Origin of the sequence: Pedobacter fastidiosus (assembly GCF_014306625.1) — a bacterium.
GTDB lineage: Bacteria > Bacteroidota > Bacteroidia > Sphingobacteriales > Sphingobacteriaceae > Pedobacter > Pedobacter fastidiosus.
Genome location: NZ_JACRYL010000017.1, coordinates 90,803 through 106,023 on the forward strand (window position 1 = coordinate 90,803; position 15,221 = coordinate 106,023).

The window sequence follows — 15,221 nt, forward strand, 5'->3', positions numbered from 1 at the left end:
TAAAAAGTCATGAGTTCGTTCGATTCATCATGAGCAATCCATCGCAATGCGTCGCCTACAGGAACGTTGTTTGCCCTTGCATATTTTGGTTTTTGGAAATATACAACAGGACCATGATGCGTATAATAAACAGTATCAATTTCATCTTTTCCCCCACGGATTTTAATGGTTTCGAAACGTTTAGATGTATTGTTCCATTTGTTGTTGTACCAGTATTCGTTATGCGAATTATCTTTAAATTTAATTTGGTAAAAATCGAGCACATCTGCAGCAACATTGGTTACGCCCCAAGCAATTTTTTGGTTAAAGCCGATAATTACACCAGGTGCACCAGGAAGGGAAACGCCATAGGTATTTACGCCAGGTGCATTTAATTGTATTTGATACCAAATAGAAGGTAAGGTTAAATCTAAATGTGGATCGTTAGATAGAATTGGAAAGCCTGATGCCGTTTTAGAACCCGACAATGCCCAGTTGTTACTGCCAATTCCTTCTACTTTTTCTTTTGTTTTTACATTGCCAGTTTGCGCATTTGTAAAGCTTTCTGGTGTTTTTGGTGTAGGCAAAGGAGAGAAATCCCACTTTGTTCCAACAGGAATAATTGGATCTTCTCGAAATGGATAATCAGGAAAAAGATCTTTAGTTATTTCTGGACCGAATTTTTTCATGATGTTCGTCATGTAAAATTCATCAGAACCCATAGCCAAAACGGCCGACATCTGTTTTAACAGGAGCGCACATTTAACTGGGGTCCAATCTTCAGGTTTAAAATCTAGTATTTTATATTCTATAGGATAGTTTGCGTGCGAGAGGGTTTTAATGTAAGCGTTAATACCGTCGGTATAGGCTAAAATCATTTCTTTCGATTTTGGATCCTGCATCATTCCCTTTAAAGAGTTTTCAGCACCGTAAACCATTCCCATTCTACGTTGATATCGATCTACTTCGATCGCCTTTTCGCCTACAACCTCACTAATTCTTCCGGCAGCAAAACGAGTTTGAAAATCCATTTGCCATAGGCGATGCATTGCGGTAACATATCCCTGTGCCAAATAAAGATCGTGATCATTTTTTGCGAAAATGTGCGGAATCATCCGATCATCGAACACAATTTCAATTTCATCAATTGCGCCTTTAATTTTCGCCTTATGGTTAAACATAAAATGGTTGTTCTCAGCGTTTTGCCAAAAACCCATAAATGGATTTAGAAATTTTAAGAGCGGAGGTGTACTTCCAATTTTTGTATTAAATAGAAAAGCTAATGCTATAGGGATTATGATACAGAAAAGAGCCTTGATTTTATTCATAATGGTTAGCTAAAAATCCAACATCATTTTTTTAGTTATTGCTGAATACATGCAAATTACAACAAACTGTATATCAATCAAAATTAAAAATTTGATAAAAATTATTATGCAAACATAATTTGTTTAATTAAAAAAAAGCATTTAAGTTTATATTAACTAAATAAACAAGTAACCAAACTATAATCATTTATGAGCAGAATCTTTACACAGATCATCTTTGTGTTTTTATTTGTATGCGCAACTTTTGTTGTGGTGCAGGCACAGAGTATAACGGTAAGTGGTACCGTTAAGGATAAGCAATCTAAAGAAGCCCTTGCTGGCGTTAGCATAATTGTTAAAGGCCAATCAGGCGGTACATCTACAAATGGAAACGGTGTATTTACGTTTTCTACTACAGCTAAACTTCCCTTCACCTTAGTTGCATCATCAGTAGGCTTTGGCACTGTAGAGCAACAAATTACAGGAAGTACAACTGGAATAAATATCGAGCTTGAAACTGCAATTGTTTTGGGTGGCGATGTAGTTGTTTCTGCATCAAGAACGCCAGAGCGGATTCTGGAATCTCCGGTTTCTATCGAGCGGATGAGTGCTGCAACAATTAGGGAAATTGCAGCGCCTTCTTTTTACGATGCCCTAAATAACATGAAAGGCGTGGAGAGCAGTATGCAGAGTTTAACTTTTAAATCGATTAATACACGCGGTTTTAACTCAAATGGAAATACTCGTTTTAACCAATACATAGACGGAATGGATAATCAAGCGCCTGGTTTAAACTTCTCTGTAGGTAACATTGTAGGGATTACTGAACTAGATATTGATAATGTTGAGCTTTTACCAGGTGCATCTTCAGCTTTATATGGTGCAGGTGGAATTAACGGCACCTTATTAATGACTTCAAAAGATCCATTTAAGTATCCGGGTGCAAGTTTTCAATATAAAACAGGCGTAAATCATGTTAATGATGATAATAGCAGTGTTCAGCCATTTAATCAGTTGGATGTTCGCGTGGCAAAATCTTGGAACAATAAATTTGGATTTAAAGCCGCATTCTCTTTTTTACAAGCTAAAGATTGGTTCGGTAATAATTACTCGAATTTTGATCGCGTAGCAAATAGTGTAAAACCAGGAACAAGAGCTTCGGATCCAGGTTATGATGGGGTGAATGTTTACGGTGATGAGGTTAATGCAAATTTACAATTCGTAGCAAGAGGAGTTTTGGCTACTCAACCTGCAGCAGTTGGCGCTTTTAATAATTTCATTGGTTTAGGCTTAACCTATCCTCAAATTGTAAATTTGGTTAGCACAAATCCAGCTTATGCAGCTTTAAGGCCAGCATTGCCATTGTTGGGTGTTGCTTATAGTTTAAACAAAGGAACAACTTCTAATCAACAGGTTTCTAGGACAGGTTATAATGAAGAAGATTTAGTAGATTATAGTACAAAATCTCTTAAAACTTCTGGTGCTTTATATTACAATTTCACTAATACCATTCAGTTATCAGCTCAGGCCAATTGGGGAACAGGAACATCTGTTTACACAGGGTCAGATCGTTATTCTCTGCGTAATTTTAACATCGGCCAGTACAAACTTGAATTAAAGGGTCAGGATTTCTTTGTTAAAGCTTATACTACTCAAGAACGTTCTGGAGATTCCTACATCTCGTCTATTTTGGGAAGCTACATTAATGAAAAAACTACACCATCGGCAACGGTTTGGTTTCCAACTTACACAGTAGCTTATTCTGCGGCAAAATCTCAAGGCGCATCTGAAGAAGCTGCGAATGCAGCAGCTAGAGCAGCAGCCGATGCAGGTAGAGCACAGCCAGGTTCGGCTAGTTTTGGAACCAATAAAGAAAATATAAAGAATACCAATATCAGTGCTACAAACTTTGGTACAGGGGTTTATGGCGCTCGATTTGATGACAAAACAAATCTGTATCACTATGAGGGCATGTACAATTTTACGAATGCTTTTAATAACGTAATCGAATTTCAGGTTGGTGCATCAAGCAGATTATATCAACTTAGATCTGGCGGTACAATTTTTGATGATTTAAATCGTAAAATCGACATCGACGAATATGGAGCTTTTGCCCAGGCAGGTAAAAAGTTCGGCGAGTTTTTTAAACTAACAGTTGCTGGCCGTTATGATAAAAGCACCAATTTTGAAGGTCGTTTTACACCTCGTATTACTGGTGTTTTCACCGTTGCCAAAAACAACAACATCCGTTTATCTTACCAAACAGGGTATCGTAATCCAACCACGCAAAACCAATATATAGATCTTTCTGTAGGCGGTGGATCACAAAGATTAATAGGTGGTTTGCCAGAAAGTTTGGCTAAATACGGCTTAGGTACCGATGCTACCAAAGGTTATACTGAAAGCAGTTATCGTGCTTATCAATCGGCCTTAGCAGTTGGCGGTTCTACCACAGGCATTTTACAGAAATATACTTTTGATAGCCGTGGAGTTAGACCAGAAAGTGTTCAAGCTTATGAAATTGGTTATAAAGGTTTGTTAGGGCCAAAATTTTTAATCGATGCTTATGGCTATTACAATCAATATAAAGATTTTATCACAGCGGTAAATGTTTATCAGCAAGTAGGTACAACTACAAATTATGTAAAATATGGTGTTCCAGTCAATGCAGATGGAAAAGTAACCTCTTATGGTGCTGCTTTAGGTTTGGATTATTTAATCGGAAAATATAACATCAGTGGAAATGTTTCTTACAATCAAATTGGAGATCTTCCTGCAAATTATATCAACGATTTTAACACACCAAAAATTCGTTATAATCTAGGTTTAGGAAACAAGGAAATCGTTAAAAACTTTGGCTTTAATGTTTCTTATCGCTGGCAAGATCAGTTTTACTGGAATTCATCATTCTCAGCAGGACAAGTGCCCGCATATAGTACTTTGGATGCTCAGGTTAGTTTAAGAATTCCATCGGTTATGTCTGTAGTTAAATTAGGTGGATCAAATATTTTGAATAAGTATTATTTCACCTCTTATGGTAATCCACAAGCAGGTGCAATTTATTATTTAGCATTCACTTTTAATCCTTAAATTTTACATTGTTTATCTGGAAAGCTTTTCTTGCCTTAAAGCGAGAAAGGCTTTTTTTGTGAATTTATTAAGATGCTTACCTAAAATATTTGTATTATAGTACTTTCTTAAGCACATCCCAGTTTAAGGAGTAATTAATATTAAATTTTTGAATAAATAAGGATGGAAGCGCAAAACGATAAGCCAAACGAGGTTAGCGATCTAATTGATAAAGAACAAGAAATACAGCATTTAAATAACCCAGTAGATATATCTGTTAAGCCAATTGTTAAACAGTATCTCGGAACCGTTAAAAAAGTAAAGAAAGAGGGCAACAGGTTTTATTTCTCTGATGGTGATGCCAGAGTAGAAATAAGAGTAGTTAGCGATGATATTATTCGTGTTCGCTTAGCGCCACATGGAGTTTTCTTAGATGATTTTTCTTACGCTGTACCAGAAGTAGACCAAAAGGTTACGGTCTTCAAAATGCAGGAGCATGAAGATAGTTTTACTGTTTCTACTCACTCAGTTACTTGTAAGATAGAGAAAGCAAATTTTCATATTTCGTTTTCTGATAACATAACCAATCTGGTTATGGTTGATGAAGCAAACTCGATGCATTGGGAAGAAAATACAGATTTCGGGGGTTATTATATTTTTGCCACGAAAAAATGCCATCCAGAAGAAAACTTCTTTGGTTTAGGTGATAAATCTGGAAACTTTAATCTTCGTGGTCGCCGTTTCGAAAACTGGAATACCGATGCCTATTCTTTTGGATGGAATCAAGATCCATTATATAGAACAATTCCTTTTTACATCGGCCTACACAATGAGGCTGCTTACGGTATATTTTTCGATAACACTTTTAAATCTTATTTCGATTTTGGTGGCGAAGATGTAAGCAAAACCAGTTTTTGGTCTGACGGTGGCGAGTTGCAATATTACTATATTCATGGCCCGCATATGATGGATGTTGTTAAGCGTTATGCGAGTTTAACAGGAACACACCCAATGCCACCAAAATGGACTTTAGGTTATCAGCAATGCCGATGGAGTTATTATCCAGAAACTAAGGTTAAAGAAATTGCAAAACAATTTAGAGATCGTAAAATTCCATGTGATGCCATTTATTTGGATATCGATTATATGGATGGTTATCGTTGCTTCACTTGGAACAAAAAATATTTTCCTGATCCGAGGAGGATGATTAAAGAACTTTCTGATGATGGATTTAAAACCGTTGTTATGATTGATCCGGGAATTAAGGTGGATGATGATTACTGGGTTTTCAAAGAAGGTAAAGAGAAAAGATTTTTCTGTCGCAGAAGCGATGATTATTATATGGAAGGGCATGTTTGGCCTGGACGTTGCCAATTTCCAGATTTTACCAACCCTAAAGTTCGTACTTGGTGGGGTAATCTATACAAAGAATTGGTAGATATGGGCGTTGCAGGTTTCTGGAATGATATGAATGAACCTGCCGTATTTGGTTCGGGTACTTTCCCTAATGATGTTCGCCACAATTACGATGGTTTCCGTGGTTCGCACCGTAAGGCACATAATGTTTATGGCATGCAAATGGTTCGATCAACTTATGAAGGACTTAAAAAATTGATGCGCAATAAACGCCCATTTACCATCACTAGGGCAGGTTACGCAGGTATGCAACGTTATGCAAGTGTTTGGACAGGAGATAATATTGCTACATGGGAACACTTAAAAATTGGTAATATTCAGTGTCAGCGTTTATCTGTTTCAGGTGTACCTTTCTGTGGAACCGATATTGGTGGTTTCAGTGGAGAACCCGATGGCGAATTATTTACACGTTGGATTCAATTGGGTACTTTTTCTCCTTTTATGCGAGCGCACTCTGCCGGTGATACGGCCGAACGTGAGCCATGGAGTTTTGGAGAATTTTTTGAAGACATCAACAGAAAATTTATTGAATTAAGGTATCGAATGATGCCATATTTATATTCCGTTTTTTGGGAGCATCACCGTTACGGTTTTCCAATTTTGAGGCCGTTGGTTATGTTGGAGCAAGAAAACATAAGCAATAGTTTCCGTCAGGATGAGTTTTGTTATGGTGATAAATTATTGATTTGCCCTGTTTTAGAGCAAGGGGCAATATCAAGAAAAGTATACCTTCCTAAAGGCACATGGTACAACTATTGGACAAATGAAGTTTTGGTTGGCGAAAACGAATATACCGTTGATGCCAAAATTGATAGCATGCCAATGTTTGTTAGAGCAGGTTCTGTAATTCCAGAATATCCGGTAATGCAATATGTGGATGAAAAGGCCATTACTGAAGTGGTGATGAACATTTACAGCAGTGATTATGAAGTAAATTCTTTCATGTATGAGGATCATGGTGATACTTTTGCTTACGAACAGGATATTTATTTAGAAAAGAAATTCACTGTTAAAGGGGATAGTCAAATATTAAGGGTTAATCAACTCACAGAAGGGCTTTATACACCAAATTATGAGCTCTATGCTTGTAATGTTATGGGTGTAAAATTCCAAGTAAAAAAGATTACCGTTGATAATAAAGAAGTAACAGATTTTTACACCGATGATAAAAACTGTTTACGCTTTAAATGCAATAAAAACTTCTCTGAAATACAGATTTTAAGTCTGTAACAATTAACCCCAAATGCTGTTAAGTATTTGGGGTTTTAATTCTCTAGCCAAAAATATTTATGCCATCTACAAAAAAAGTTCCTGCAAAAAAAGCAGTTTTACCAGAGATTGATCAAAGTAAATCGGTTTGGGCTTTTAGCCTATTTTCTGATTATGATATCGATTTGTTTTTGGTTGGGAAACATTTTCGTTTGTACGAAAAGATGGGTTCACATTTAACAGAGGTTGAAAAAGTACATGGAACTTATTTCTCCGTTTGGGCACCAAATGCAATTAACGTTAGCGTTGTAGGTAATTTTAACGATTGGAATAGAGAAGCTCATGCTTTAAATAAACGGTGGGATAAATCTGGAATTTGGGAAGGTTTTATTCCGAATATATCCAAAGGCGAAGTTTATAAATATTTCGTTAAAGGCTTCGATGAATCGGAGCACGAAAAGGGCGATCCTTATGCAAGAAAGTGGGAGCATCCGCCACAAACGGCATCAATTGTTTGGGATACTGATTACACGTGGAAAGATAAAACTTGGTTAAGCAAACGTCCAAAGCTTAATAATTTAGATCAACCAATTTCAGTTTATGAAATACATCTGGGCTCTTGGCAACGTGATCCCGATAACCCAAAGCGTGTTTTAAATTGTAGAGAGGTTGCCACAACACTGATTCCTTATGTTTTAGAAATGGGTTTTACGCATGTAGAACTTATGCCTGTAATGGAATTTCCATATTCGCCTAGTTGGGGCTATCAAATTACAGGTTATTTTGGAGCGAGTTCTCGATATGGCTCGCCACAAGATTTAATGTACCTAATTGATGAACTTCATAAAGCAAATATTGCTGTAATTTTAGATTGGGTTCCATCGCATTTTCCGGGCGACAGGCATGGACTGTATGAGTTTGATGGCACGCATTTGTACGAACATGCAGATATGCGTAAGGGTTTTCATCCAGATTGGAAATCGTATATTTTTAATTACGATAGACCAGAAGTTCGTTCGTTTTTAATAAGTAATGCAACATTTTGGATCGATCAGTACCATGCAGATGGTTTAAGGGTAGATGCCGTTGCTTCGATGCTATATTTTAATTTTTCTCGTGAAGATGGCGACTCTGCAACTAACGAGTTTGGCGGAAGTGAAAATTTAGGAGCCATTCAGTTTTTAAAAGATTTAAACGAAACCATTTACGGCAATTTTAAAGGTGTACAAACCATTGCAGAAGAGAGCAGTACTTTTGATGGCGTTACCCGACCTGTTTACTCGGGTGGTTTAGGCTTCGGTATGAAATGGATGATGGGTTGGATGAATGATACTTTGAAATATTTTAAAGTAGATCCAATAGGCAGAAAAAACCATCACAATCAGTTAAGTTTTAGCATGACTTACGCTTTTACCGAAAACTTTATGTTGCCATTTTCTCATGATGAAGTAGTACATGGTAAATCGCCAATGCTGTATAAAATGCCTGGTGATGATTGGCAAAAGTTTGCGAATTTAAGAGCTTTATACGGTTATATGTTTACGCACCCGGGCGCAAAACTTTTGTTTATGGGTAACGAGTTTGGCGATACTGGCGAATGGAATTTCAAGCAATCTTTAAACTGGCACTTACTCCAATATGCACCACACAAGGGTATGCAAGAAACAGTTAAAGCACTTAATTTTTTGTATAGAAAAGAACCTGCACTTTATCATTTCAACTTTAGTTATGAAGGTTTCGAATGGCTAGATGCAGATAATTCCAATGAATCTGTTTTTGCCTATATGCGCAAAGGTCCAAAGGCTAAAGATACATTGATTGTTGTAATGAATTTTACACCTGTTGTTCGCGAAAATTATAAGGTGGGTGTGCCATTTAAAACCAAATGGAAGGAAATTTTCAATTCTGATGATATCATTTACTACGGAAGTGGGATTAATAACAAAGGGGATATTACACCTTATTTAGAAGGCTATAATAACCAAGAATTTTCTATTAACATTAATTTACCGCCATTAGCTGTTGTAGTTTTTAAAAGTAAATAAGCAAAAAAATACTTAAAATGCGGAGATTAGACTGTCTAATCTCCGCATTTTTGCGTAGATTAATTTTATTATGCGGAGAATAAGCTTTATATTTACCGCATAATTGCGGAGAATATGTATATCTATGAATATAAAGATTGGCCAAATTTCACTTGGAATTTAGAACAGATTGCAGATTTGCTTGCTGAGGTACGCTTTAATCAAGGTAAACTTCTTGGAGTAATGGAAACTCTTGGCTTTGATATTCAAGAGGAAGCAATGCTAAAAACGCTTACTGCGGATGTTTTAAAATCAAGTGAGATTGAAGGCGAAATACTAAATGCAGACCAAGTTCGATCTTCTATAGCCCGACGATTGGGAATGGATATCGCTGGTTTAGTCTCATCAGATAGAAATGTAGAAGGTATTGTTGAAATGATGCTGGATGCTACTCAAAACTTTGCAAAAAATTTATCAGAAGAGCGTTTGTTCGGCTGGCATGCTAATTTATTTCCAACAGGTAGAAGTGGGCTTTATAAAATAATTGTAGGAGATTGGCGAAATAATTCAAAGGAAGATCCAATGCAAGTGGTTTCTGGAGCAATGGGGCGTGAAAGAATTCATTACCAAGCTCCAGATTCTAAAGGTTTACCTAATGAAACGAAGAAATTTTTCGATTGGTTTAACGCAGACCTAGCCTACGACCCGATTTTAAAAGCTGGTATAGCACATCTTTGGTTTGTAACCCTACATCCATTTGATGATGGAAATGGAAGGATATCAAGGGCAATTGCCGATATGCAACTTTCTAGGGCTGATAAAAGTGCACAGCGATTTTATAGCATGTCTGCACAAATTAGATTGGAACGGAACAAATATTATGATATTTTGGAGCAAACCCAATCAGGCTCTTTGGATATTACAAGCTGGCTTGTGTGGTTTTTGGAATGTCTAAATCGGGCTTTATCCGTAACTGATCATACTTTGGCATCAGTTAAAAGGAAAGCTAAACTCTGGGAAAACTTGAATTTAATAGTTTTAAACGATCGGCAAAAGTTGATGATCAATAAACTTCTTGATGGTTTTGATGGAAAACTGACCTCCTCTAAATGGGCAAAAATTGCAAAATGTTCTCAAGATACAGCAGGTAGGGATATTCAAAACTTGGTAGATAAGGGCATATTAATTAAAGATTCTGCAGGCGGTAGAAGTACAAGTTATTCGCTAAAGGAAAACTAAACAAGAGGCTGTATCATAAATGTGAATTGTCACCCTGAGCTTGTTGAAGGATTACTAAAAAACCCATTTAAAGCATTTCGACAGGCTCAATGTGACCAAAATCTAAATAAAAATTTATTTATGATACAGCTTCTTGATAATAATCTACAGTTTCAGCTTTATTCCTCCGTTAAAAGTTCTTCCTTCGGTGTGCGTCCAAATGTCATCAAAAGTTGGATTAAGGTGTGAACCATTTACCACACTTTTGTATTTGCTCTGCCTTGTATCGGTGAAGTTTTCTGCATTTATAAAAATTGAAAACTTTCCAAAAACTTTTTCGGCCATAAAACCGAACTCCCAAAAAGGACTCGTTTCTAGGTTATTATACAAATATTGTTTGTCGGTAAAGTAACCTTCTAAACCAAGCTTAAAATTCCTTTCTTTCTCATAAAGTAGCGCTAGGTTAAGCTTGTTTTTAGGTAATAGCCTAATGTTTTGAATCACAGGTAAATAATCTGCTTTGGCATCGGTAAAAGTGTAGCCTGCAAAAAGCTTAAAATATTCTTTGAAGATAATCTTTGCATTGGTTTCAAAACCTAAACTCTGAACCGGTTTCGTGGTGTTTTCAAAGTGAAAAAAACCAGTATTATCCTGTAATAAAATGGTTGAATTCGTGATTCTTGTATAGAAAAACATCTGGTTAAAACTTAACATCCAATCGTCACCAATGCTTGTCTTATAATTTACGTCGGCAGTTCCTCCATAGCTTTTTTCTGCCTCAACTTGGTTTAATGGCAATAAATTCTGGTATTGAAATGTTTCTGTTTGCTCTGTAAAAAGAGTAGGGGTTTTATAACCTAAACCACCGCCAACTCTAGAACTCCACTTTTCATCAAACTTAAATAGCGCCGAGATTCTAGGAAGAATAAAGAATTCCGTTTTACTATAAAAAGTATTGAAATAGTGAACGAGATCTGTCCTTATTCCACTTTCAAGTTTAAACTGATCAGAGAGGTCCCAAGTTTGTTGTGCATACAAACCGGCTGTTTTGGTATTAAAATTTTTAGCCAAAGTTTGTGTTTGATTTTGCTCTAAAAATTCATCATATACTAGATTTGCCCCGAAAATTAAACTCTGGTTTTTAATGTTCTTTAAATAGCTGATATCGGTATAAGCATTATAATTTATTCCGTTGAAACTATAGTTTGGGATAGAAATATCACGCTTAAAGTAGTTGAAACTGGTTTTAACTTTTAATAAATCGAGTTCTCCTGTTTTATAGCTAAAATCTAAAGTAGAAGTATTTCTGATGCTATTGTTGGTTTCGAAGTATTTATGGTTTGCATCCTCGCCATTATTTATCACAAAAATATCGCCACCTGTTCTGTCGCTTTTGGTAAAGGCATTACCAATAATCAACGTAGTTTTATCATTCGGATAGATAAATAATTTGGGATGAATCGTGAAATCCTTCGTTTTAGGAAGTTCTGTAAAATCATCTTTATCTACATCATAAGGCCTTTGAAAATTAACCAAGGCCAATAAACTGTAACCAATTTTTTTGTTTCTTTTCATTCCAAAACCACCAATATTTGTTTGCCCAACATTAGATTGATTTAGAATAAAATTAAACTCGGCTTTCTCTTTTGGCGTTCTTGAAACAAAGTTAACAACTCCCGCAATAGCACCAGCGCCATATAAGGTTGATGATGGACCTTTAATAATCTCAACCTGACTTAAATCTAATGGAGGAATTTCTAGAATGCTCAATCCACTGGCGAAATTCCCGAAACTGGCATAACCATCCTTTAACAGTTGGGTATATCTGCCATCTAAGCCCTGAATCCTGATGCTCGCATTTGCACTGGTTGCAGAAGTCTGCTGAACGGAAATTCCTGTGCTTTCATGCAAAATCATAGAAACATTTGCTGGTCGCATGTTGCTTTTTTCGTCTATTTCCTCCAGCTCAATAGTTTCTACACGGGTGGGTGTATTCTTAATTGTTCGGCTGGTTCGGGTTGATGAAACAATTACTTCTTCCAGCTCGTCTTCTGATTCCTGTAAAAAAACTTCCAGTGGAGTAATTTGATTTGTGGGGAATGCTATAGTAATGGTTTGCTCCGCAAAACCTACATTTCTAATAATTAAAACTTGATTGCCATCGGGAATATTGGTGATGGTTGCAATTCCATTTTCTGCAGTTTTTGCCATTAGGTTTGTGCCCTTAACAAGAACAGTTACTGCTGATAAGTTGGCTTTGCTTTCTTTGTTTTTGACCAAAATCTTAAAGTTATTTTGTGCGTATGCACTTGTTATACACGCAATTGTGCATAGCAATAATATTATTTTTCGCATTATAATTTAATGAATATTGAATAAATAAATCAGCGTAAACTGATTGTGAATTATCGGATTTAACCGATTATGGATTTATTCAATTTTGGCGGTTGCCAGATATTTTGGATGTAATCGCTCACGAATTGATTTTCATAATCGATTTTCTTTCTGCTTACAGCTTGCACTTTTAAAAAAGGAAAAGACGCAATAGATAGGGTGCTTAATATCGGTTGACCGCAACAATTGCAAGTACAAAGTGGCGAGCAATTGTCTTTTTCTGTATGCGAATCTGGAGTGTGGATACTAGCATTTGAAATTTTTGCTATGCCATTAACTGTGAATTCAGGCAAATCCTCGCAGGTAATGCAAGAAAGCAAGAGTATACTCAGACTTAATATGTAGCTTAAAATTTTCATTTTGTGTTGCAAATGTACAAATCGAAATTGCATTCAAGCTAAACTTTCGTAGCAGATCTTATCTTTCTCAATTTCAAAATTATAAATCCAGTTGTTTATCTTAAAAATTATTTTGAAAATTGAATGTAATTTAGCTATAGCACAAAGTAAAAAGGGCTTTTAATCTGTTTTAAAAATTGAAATTTGTGATCGCATTATTTACATAAATGCCGACACAAATAGAGGGGATATTTGTTTAAGAAATACTTTATAGATAAGTCGATGACTGAAGATAAAATTTTACTTACCGCCCGCTACGTTGAGGGGGACATGGATGAAACTGAACGAATTGGTTTTGAAATACGTGTGCAAAATGAGCTCGATCTGCAACAGCATTTAAAAGACTATAATGAGATTCATCAAAATTTAAAAATTCATTTGGCGCCAGATCAAAAAAATGAGCTTCTTCGGGATACACTTTATGCTGTTAACAAACAATATTTTGTAGAAGAAGCAAGGGTTGCATCCATTACACCCATAATTAATTGGATGACAGGAATCGCAGCGGTTCTTCTCTTAGGTTTTTTAATTTGGGTACCTTGGCGAAATAATTTATATAGTGTATATGCTGGAAATAGTGCAATGAGCGTAACAAAACGTAGTGCAGAAAAGAAAACAGATTTAGATCAAGCAGCTCAGTTGTACAACCAAAAGAATTTTAATGCTGCAAAGCCCTTGTTAGAGAAACAATATATGGCTGAGCCTGAAAATGCAATAGTGGCTTATTATTATGGAAATACTTTGGTAGAAACCAGTAATGTAGATGATGCTAGAGCAGTACTGAATAATGTTTATTTAGGTACTTCGAAATTTAAATATGATGCAGCATATTCTATAGCACTTAGTTATTTGAAAAATGACCGCAAAGCTGAGTGTAAAATTTGGCTTCAAAAAATTCCTGCAGGAACGGCACATTACAAAGATGCGATCGAATTGTTTAATAAACTATAAATGGCTTTGCTGCGGATGTTATCATTCGAGCAGTTCAGCTTTTCTAAATATTTGAAAATGAACGGTTCGGTGGTTAATTGCCGATTGTAGTCTGTGCCGAATTTATTCCTTTTAAGTTTCCTGCTAAATCCCCGAGAGAAAAAATCGGGGATAACGCTTCAACAGAGTTTATAGATTTTCTCTTGTGGTTCATCTTATTATTATATCATATAAATATCTTACTGATTATCTGTGAATTAAAAATATTTGAAGATTTTTATTTGCCATTCCTTTTAGTTGTTAGATTTAATTTTCAATTCCAGAACAATAAGGATTTAATACTGTTAAGCATCTATAATCATTGATTAAATAATGCAAGCATCTCTATCCAATATAAGCCTTCAAGAAGAAAATCAAAACCCAAAGGCTTGGGTAATTGGTCAAGAGATATTTTTACAGAAACTGAAAATGCAAGATATTCAAGTATTTAAGTCTTTATACAAACAGTATTCGGCTTCTTTATACGGATCTATAATAAGAGCAGTTGGCGATGAAAAAAGAGCGAACGCTATTCTGCATGAAACTTTTCTCGAAGCTTGGGATTCCCTTCAAACTTATCAAGAATCTCAGTGCAAAATGTTTACTTGGTTAAGCAGAATTGCAAAACGTAAGGGTAATACAGCATAATCTTTAAATAGATATTATCTTCTCTCATTCCTGCCTTAAATTATAGATGCTGTTTCTCCCTACTATATAGCATAATTTATATTTTTGATTAACAACTTCCTACTGGGTTAGAATAAGTTAAAATACTGAGCATTAATACGTGAAATCATCGGTTGCAAAACAATATCAAAATTAAAATGGTTATCCCTCAGGATGGCTGAACAAACAAACTGTTATTCAATTTAGGGCAAATAAAGATAAAGCAGGTACACCTTCATATCTGTTTTATCTTTAATATAATATTGGATAAGATTTTGGTATAGATATGAAAAGAATTGGGAAGATTGTTTGTATTAATTGCCTCGGAAGAATGGGCTTAATAAATGATGAAAACAATCAACGAATTGCATTCTATTTAAAAGAATCTGATCAAAGTTTTAAAGTTAGAGATAAGGTAGAGTTTGAAATCACTTTAACTTGCAATGGGCTCACGGCTATTAATGTAGTTTCTTTTGCATAGCAAAATTTTATTTATCATTAAGTTTTCTGATTTCATTACGAATTTCCCATCTGGCGCAAGCGTCCGCTTGTGTCTCTCAATATTTAATCAA

Annotated in this window: 10 protein-coding genes; 7 read left to right on the top strand and 3 right to left on the bottom strand. The window is 35.7% G+C overall.

From position 1 onward, the window contains the following. Positions 1-1,307: penicillin acylase family protein (locus H7U22_RS23165; RefSeq protein ID WP_248284783.1), on the bottom strand; the 1,307-nt coding region annotated here is incomplete at its 3' end. Positions 1,308-1,496: 189 nt separating this feature from the next. On the opposite strand from H7U22_RS23165, the gene H7U22_RS17595 reads away from it, so the two are divergent. The 4 genes from H7U22_RS17595 to H7U22_RS17610 all read left to right on the top strand — a co-directional run bounded on the left by H7U22_RS17595 (position 1,497) and on the right by H7U22_RS17610 (position 10,243). After that, positions 1,497-4,376 carry a TonB-dependent receptor gene (locus H7U22_RS17595; RefSeq protein ID WP_187072651.1) on the top strand — a complete coding sequence of 960 codons (2,880 nt, stop codon included), beginning with the start codon at positions 1,497-1,499 and terminating at the stop codon, positions 4,374-4,376. 162 nt (positions 4,377-4,538) lie between these two features. Beyond that, a complete protein-coding gene (locus H7U22_RS17600) occupies positions 4,539-7,001 on the top strand; it encodes a glycoside hydrolase family 31 protein (protein WP_187072652.1) in 2,463 nt (820 codons plus the stop codon). A gap of 59 nt (positions 7,002-7,060) precedes the next feature. Next, entirely contained in the window at positions 7,061-9,025 is a 1,965-nt protein-coding gene (gene glgB, locus H7U22_RS17605) for a 1,4-alpha-glucan branching protein GlgB (RefSeq protein WP_187072653.1), read from the top strand. A gap of 114 nt (positions 9,026-9,139) precedes the next feature. Further along, entirely contained in the window at positions 9,140-10,243 is a 1,104-nt protein-coding gene (locus H7U22_RS17610) for a Fic family protein (RefSeq protein WP_187072654.1), read from the top strand. A gap of 144 nt (positions 10,244-10,387) precedes the next feature. Here the strand turns inward: H7U22_RS17610 and H7U22_RS17615 are convergent, their stop codons facing one another. Both H7U22_RS17615 and H7U22_RS17620 read right to left on the bottom strand, forming a co-directional pair. Continuing rightward, on the bottom strand, positions 10,388-12,502 hold the full coding sequence (locus tag H7U22_RS17615) for a TonB-dependent receptor (RefSeq protein WP_248284784.1): 2,115 nt from the start codon (positions 12,500-12,502) through the stop codon (positions 10,388-10,390). Between the two features lie 134 nt (positions 12,503-12,636). Beyond that, positions 12,637-12,975 (bottom strand): hypothetical protein, encoded by a 339-nt coding sequence (locus H7U22_RS17620; protein WP_187072656.1) that lies wholly within the window; start codon positions 12,973-12,975, stop codon positions 12,637-12,639. Positions 12,976-13,236: 261 nt separating this feature from the next. On the opposite strand from H7U22_RS17620, the gene H7U22_RS17625 reads away from it, so the two are divergent. The 3 genes from H7U22_RS17625 (at position 13,237) to H7U22_RS17635 (ending at position 15,130) form a co-directional block, all read left to right on the top strand. Further along, on the top strand, positions 13,237-13,965 hold the full coding sequence (locus H7U22_RS17625) for a tetratricopeptide repeat protein (protein WP_187072657.1): 729 nt from the start codon (positions 13,237-13,239) through the stop codon (positions 13,963-13,965). 351 nt (positions 13,966-14,316) lie between these two features. Continuing rightward, the gene (locus H7U22_RS17630) at positions 14,317-14,631 is read left to right on the top strand and encodes an RNA polymerase sigma factor (protein ID WP_187072658.1); all 315 of its coding nucleotides are present in this window, start codon (positions 14,317-14,319) and stop codon (positions 14,629-14,631) included. Positions 14,632-14,935: 304 nt separating this feature from the next. Beyond that, the gene (locus tag H7U22_RS17635) at positions 14,936-15,130 is read left to right on the top strand and encodes a hypothetical protein (RefSeq protein WP_187072659.1); all 195 of its coding nucleotides are present in this window, start codon (positions 14,936-14,938) and stop codon (positions 15,128-15,130) included. Positions 15,131-15,221 lie beyond the last annotated feature (91 nt).

Excerpts from the sequence above, each read along its gene's own strand:
- H7U22_RS17595 (WP_187072651.1), top strand. The coding sequence starts at position 1,497 with ATGAGCAGAATCTTTACACAGATCATCTTTGTGTTTTTATTTGTATGC.
- H7U22_RS17600 (WP_187072652.1), top strand. The coding sequence starts at position 4,539 with ATGGAAGCGCAAAACGATAAGCCAAACGAGGTTAGCGATCTAATTGAT.
- glgB (WP_187072653.1), top strand. The coding sequence starts at position 7,061 with ATGCCATCTACAAAAAAAGTTCCTGCAAAAAAAGCAGTTTTACCAGAG.
- H7U22_RS17610 (WP_187072654.1), top strand. The coding sequence starts at position 9,140 with ATGTATATCTATGAATATAAAGATTGGCCAAATTTCACTTGGAATTTA.
- H7U22_RS17620 (WP_187072656.1), bottom strand. The coding sequence starts at position 12,975 with ATGAAAATTTTAAGCTACATATTAAGTCTGAGTATACTCTTGCTTTCT.
- H7U22_RS17625 (WP_187072657.1), top strand. The coding sequence starts at position 13,237 with ATGACTGAAGATAAAATTTTACTTACCGCCCGCTACGTTGAGGGGGAC.
- H7U22_RS17630 (WP_187072658.1), top strand. The coding sequence starts at position 14,317 with ATGCAAGCATCTCTATCCAATATAAGCCTTCAAGAAGAAAATCAAAAC.
- H7U22_RS17635 (WP_187072659.1), top strand. The coding sequence starts at position 14,936 with ATGAAAAGAATTGGGAAGATTGTTTGTATTAATTGCCTCGGAAGAATG.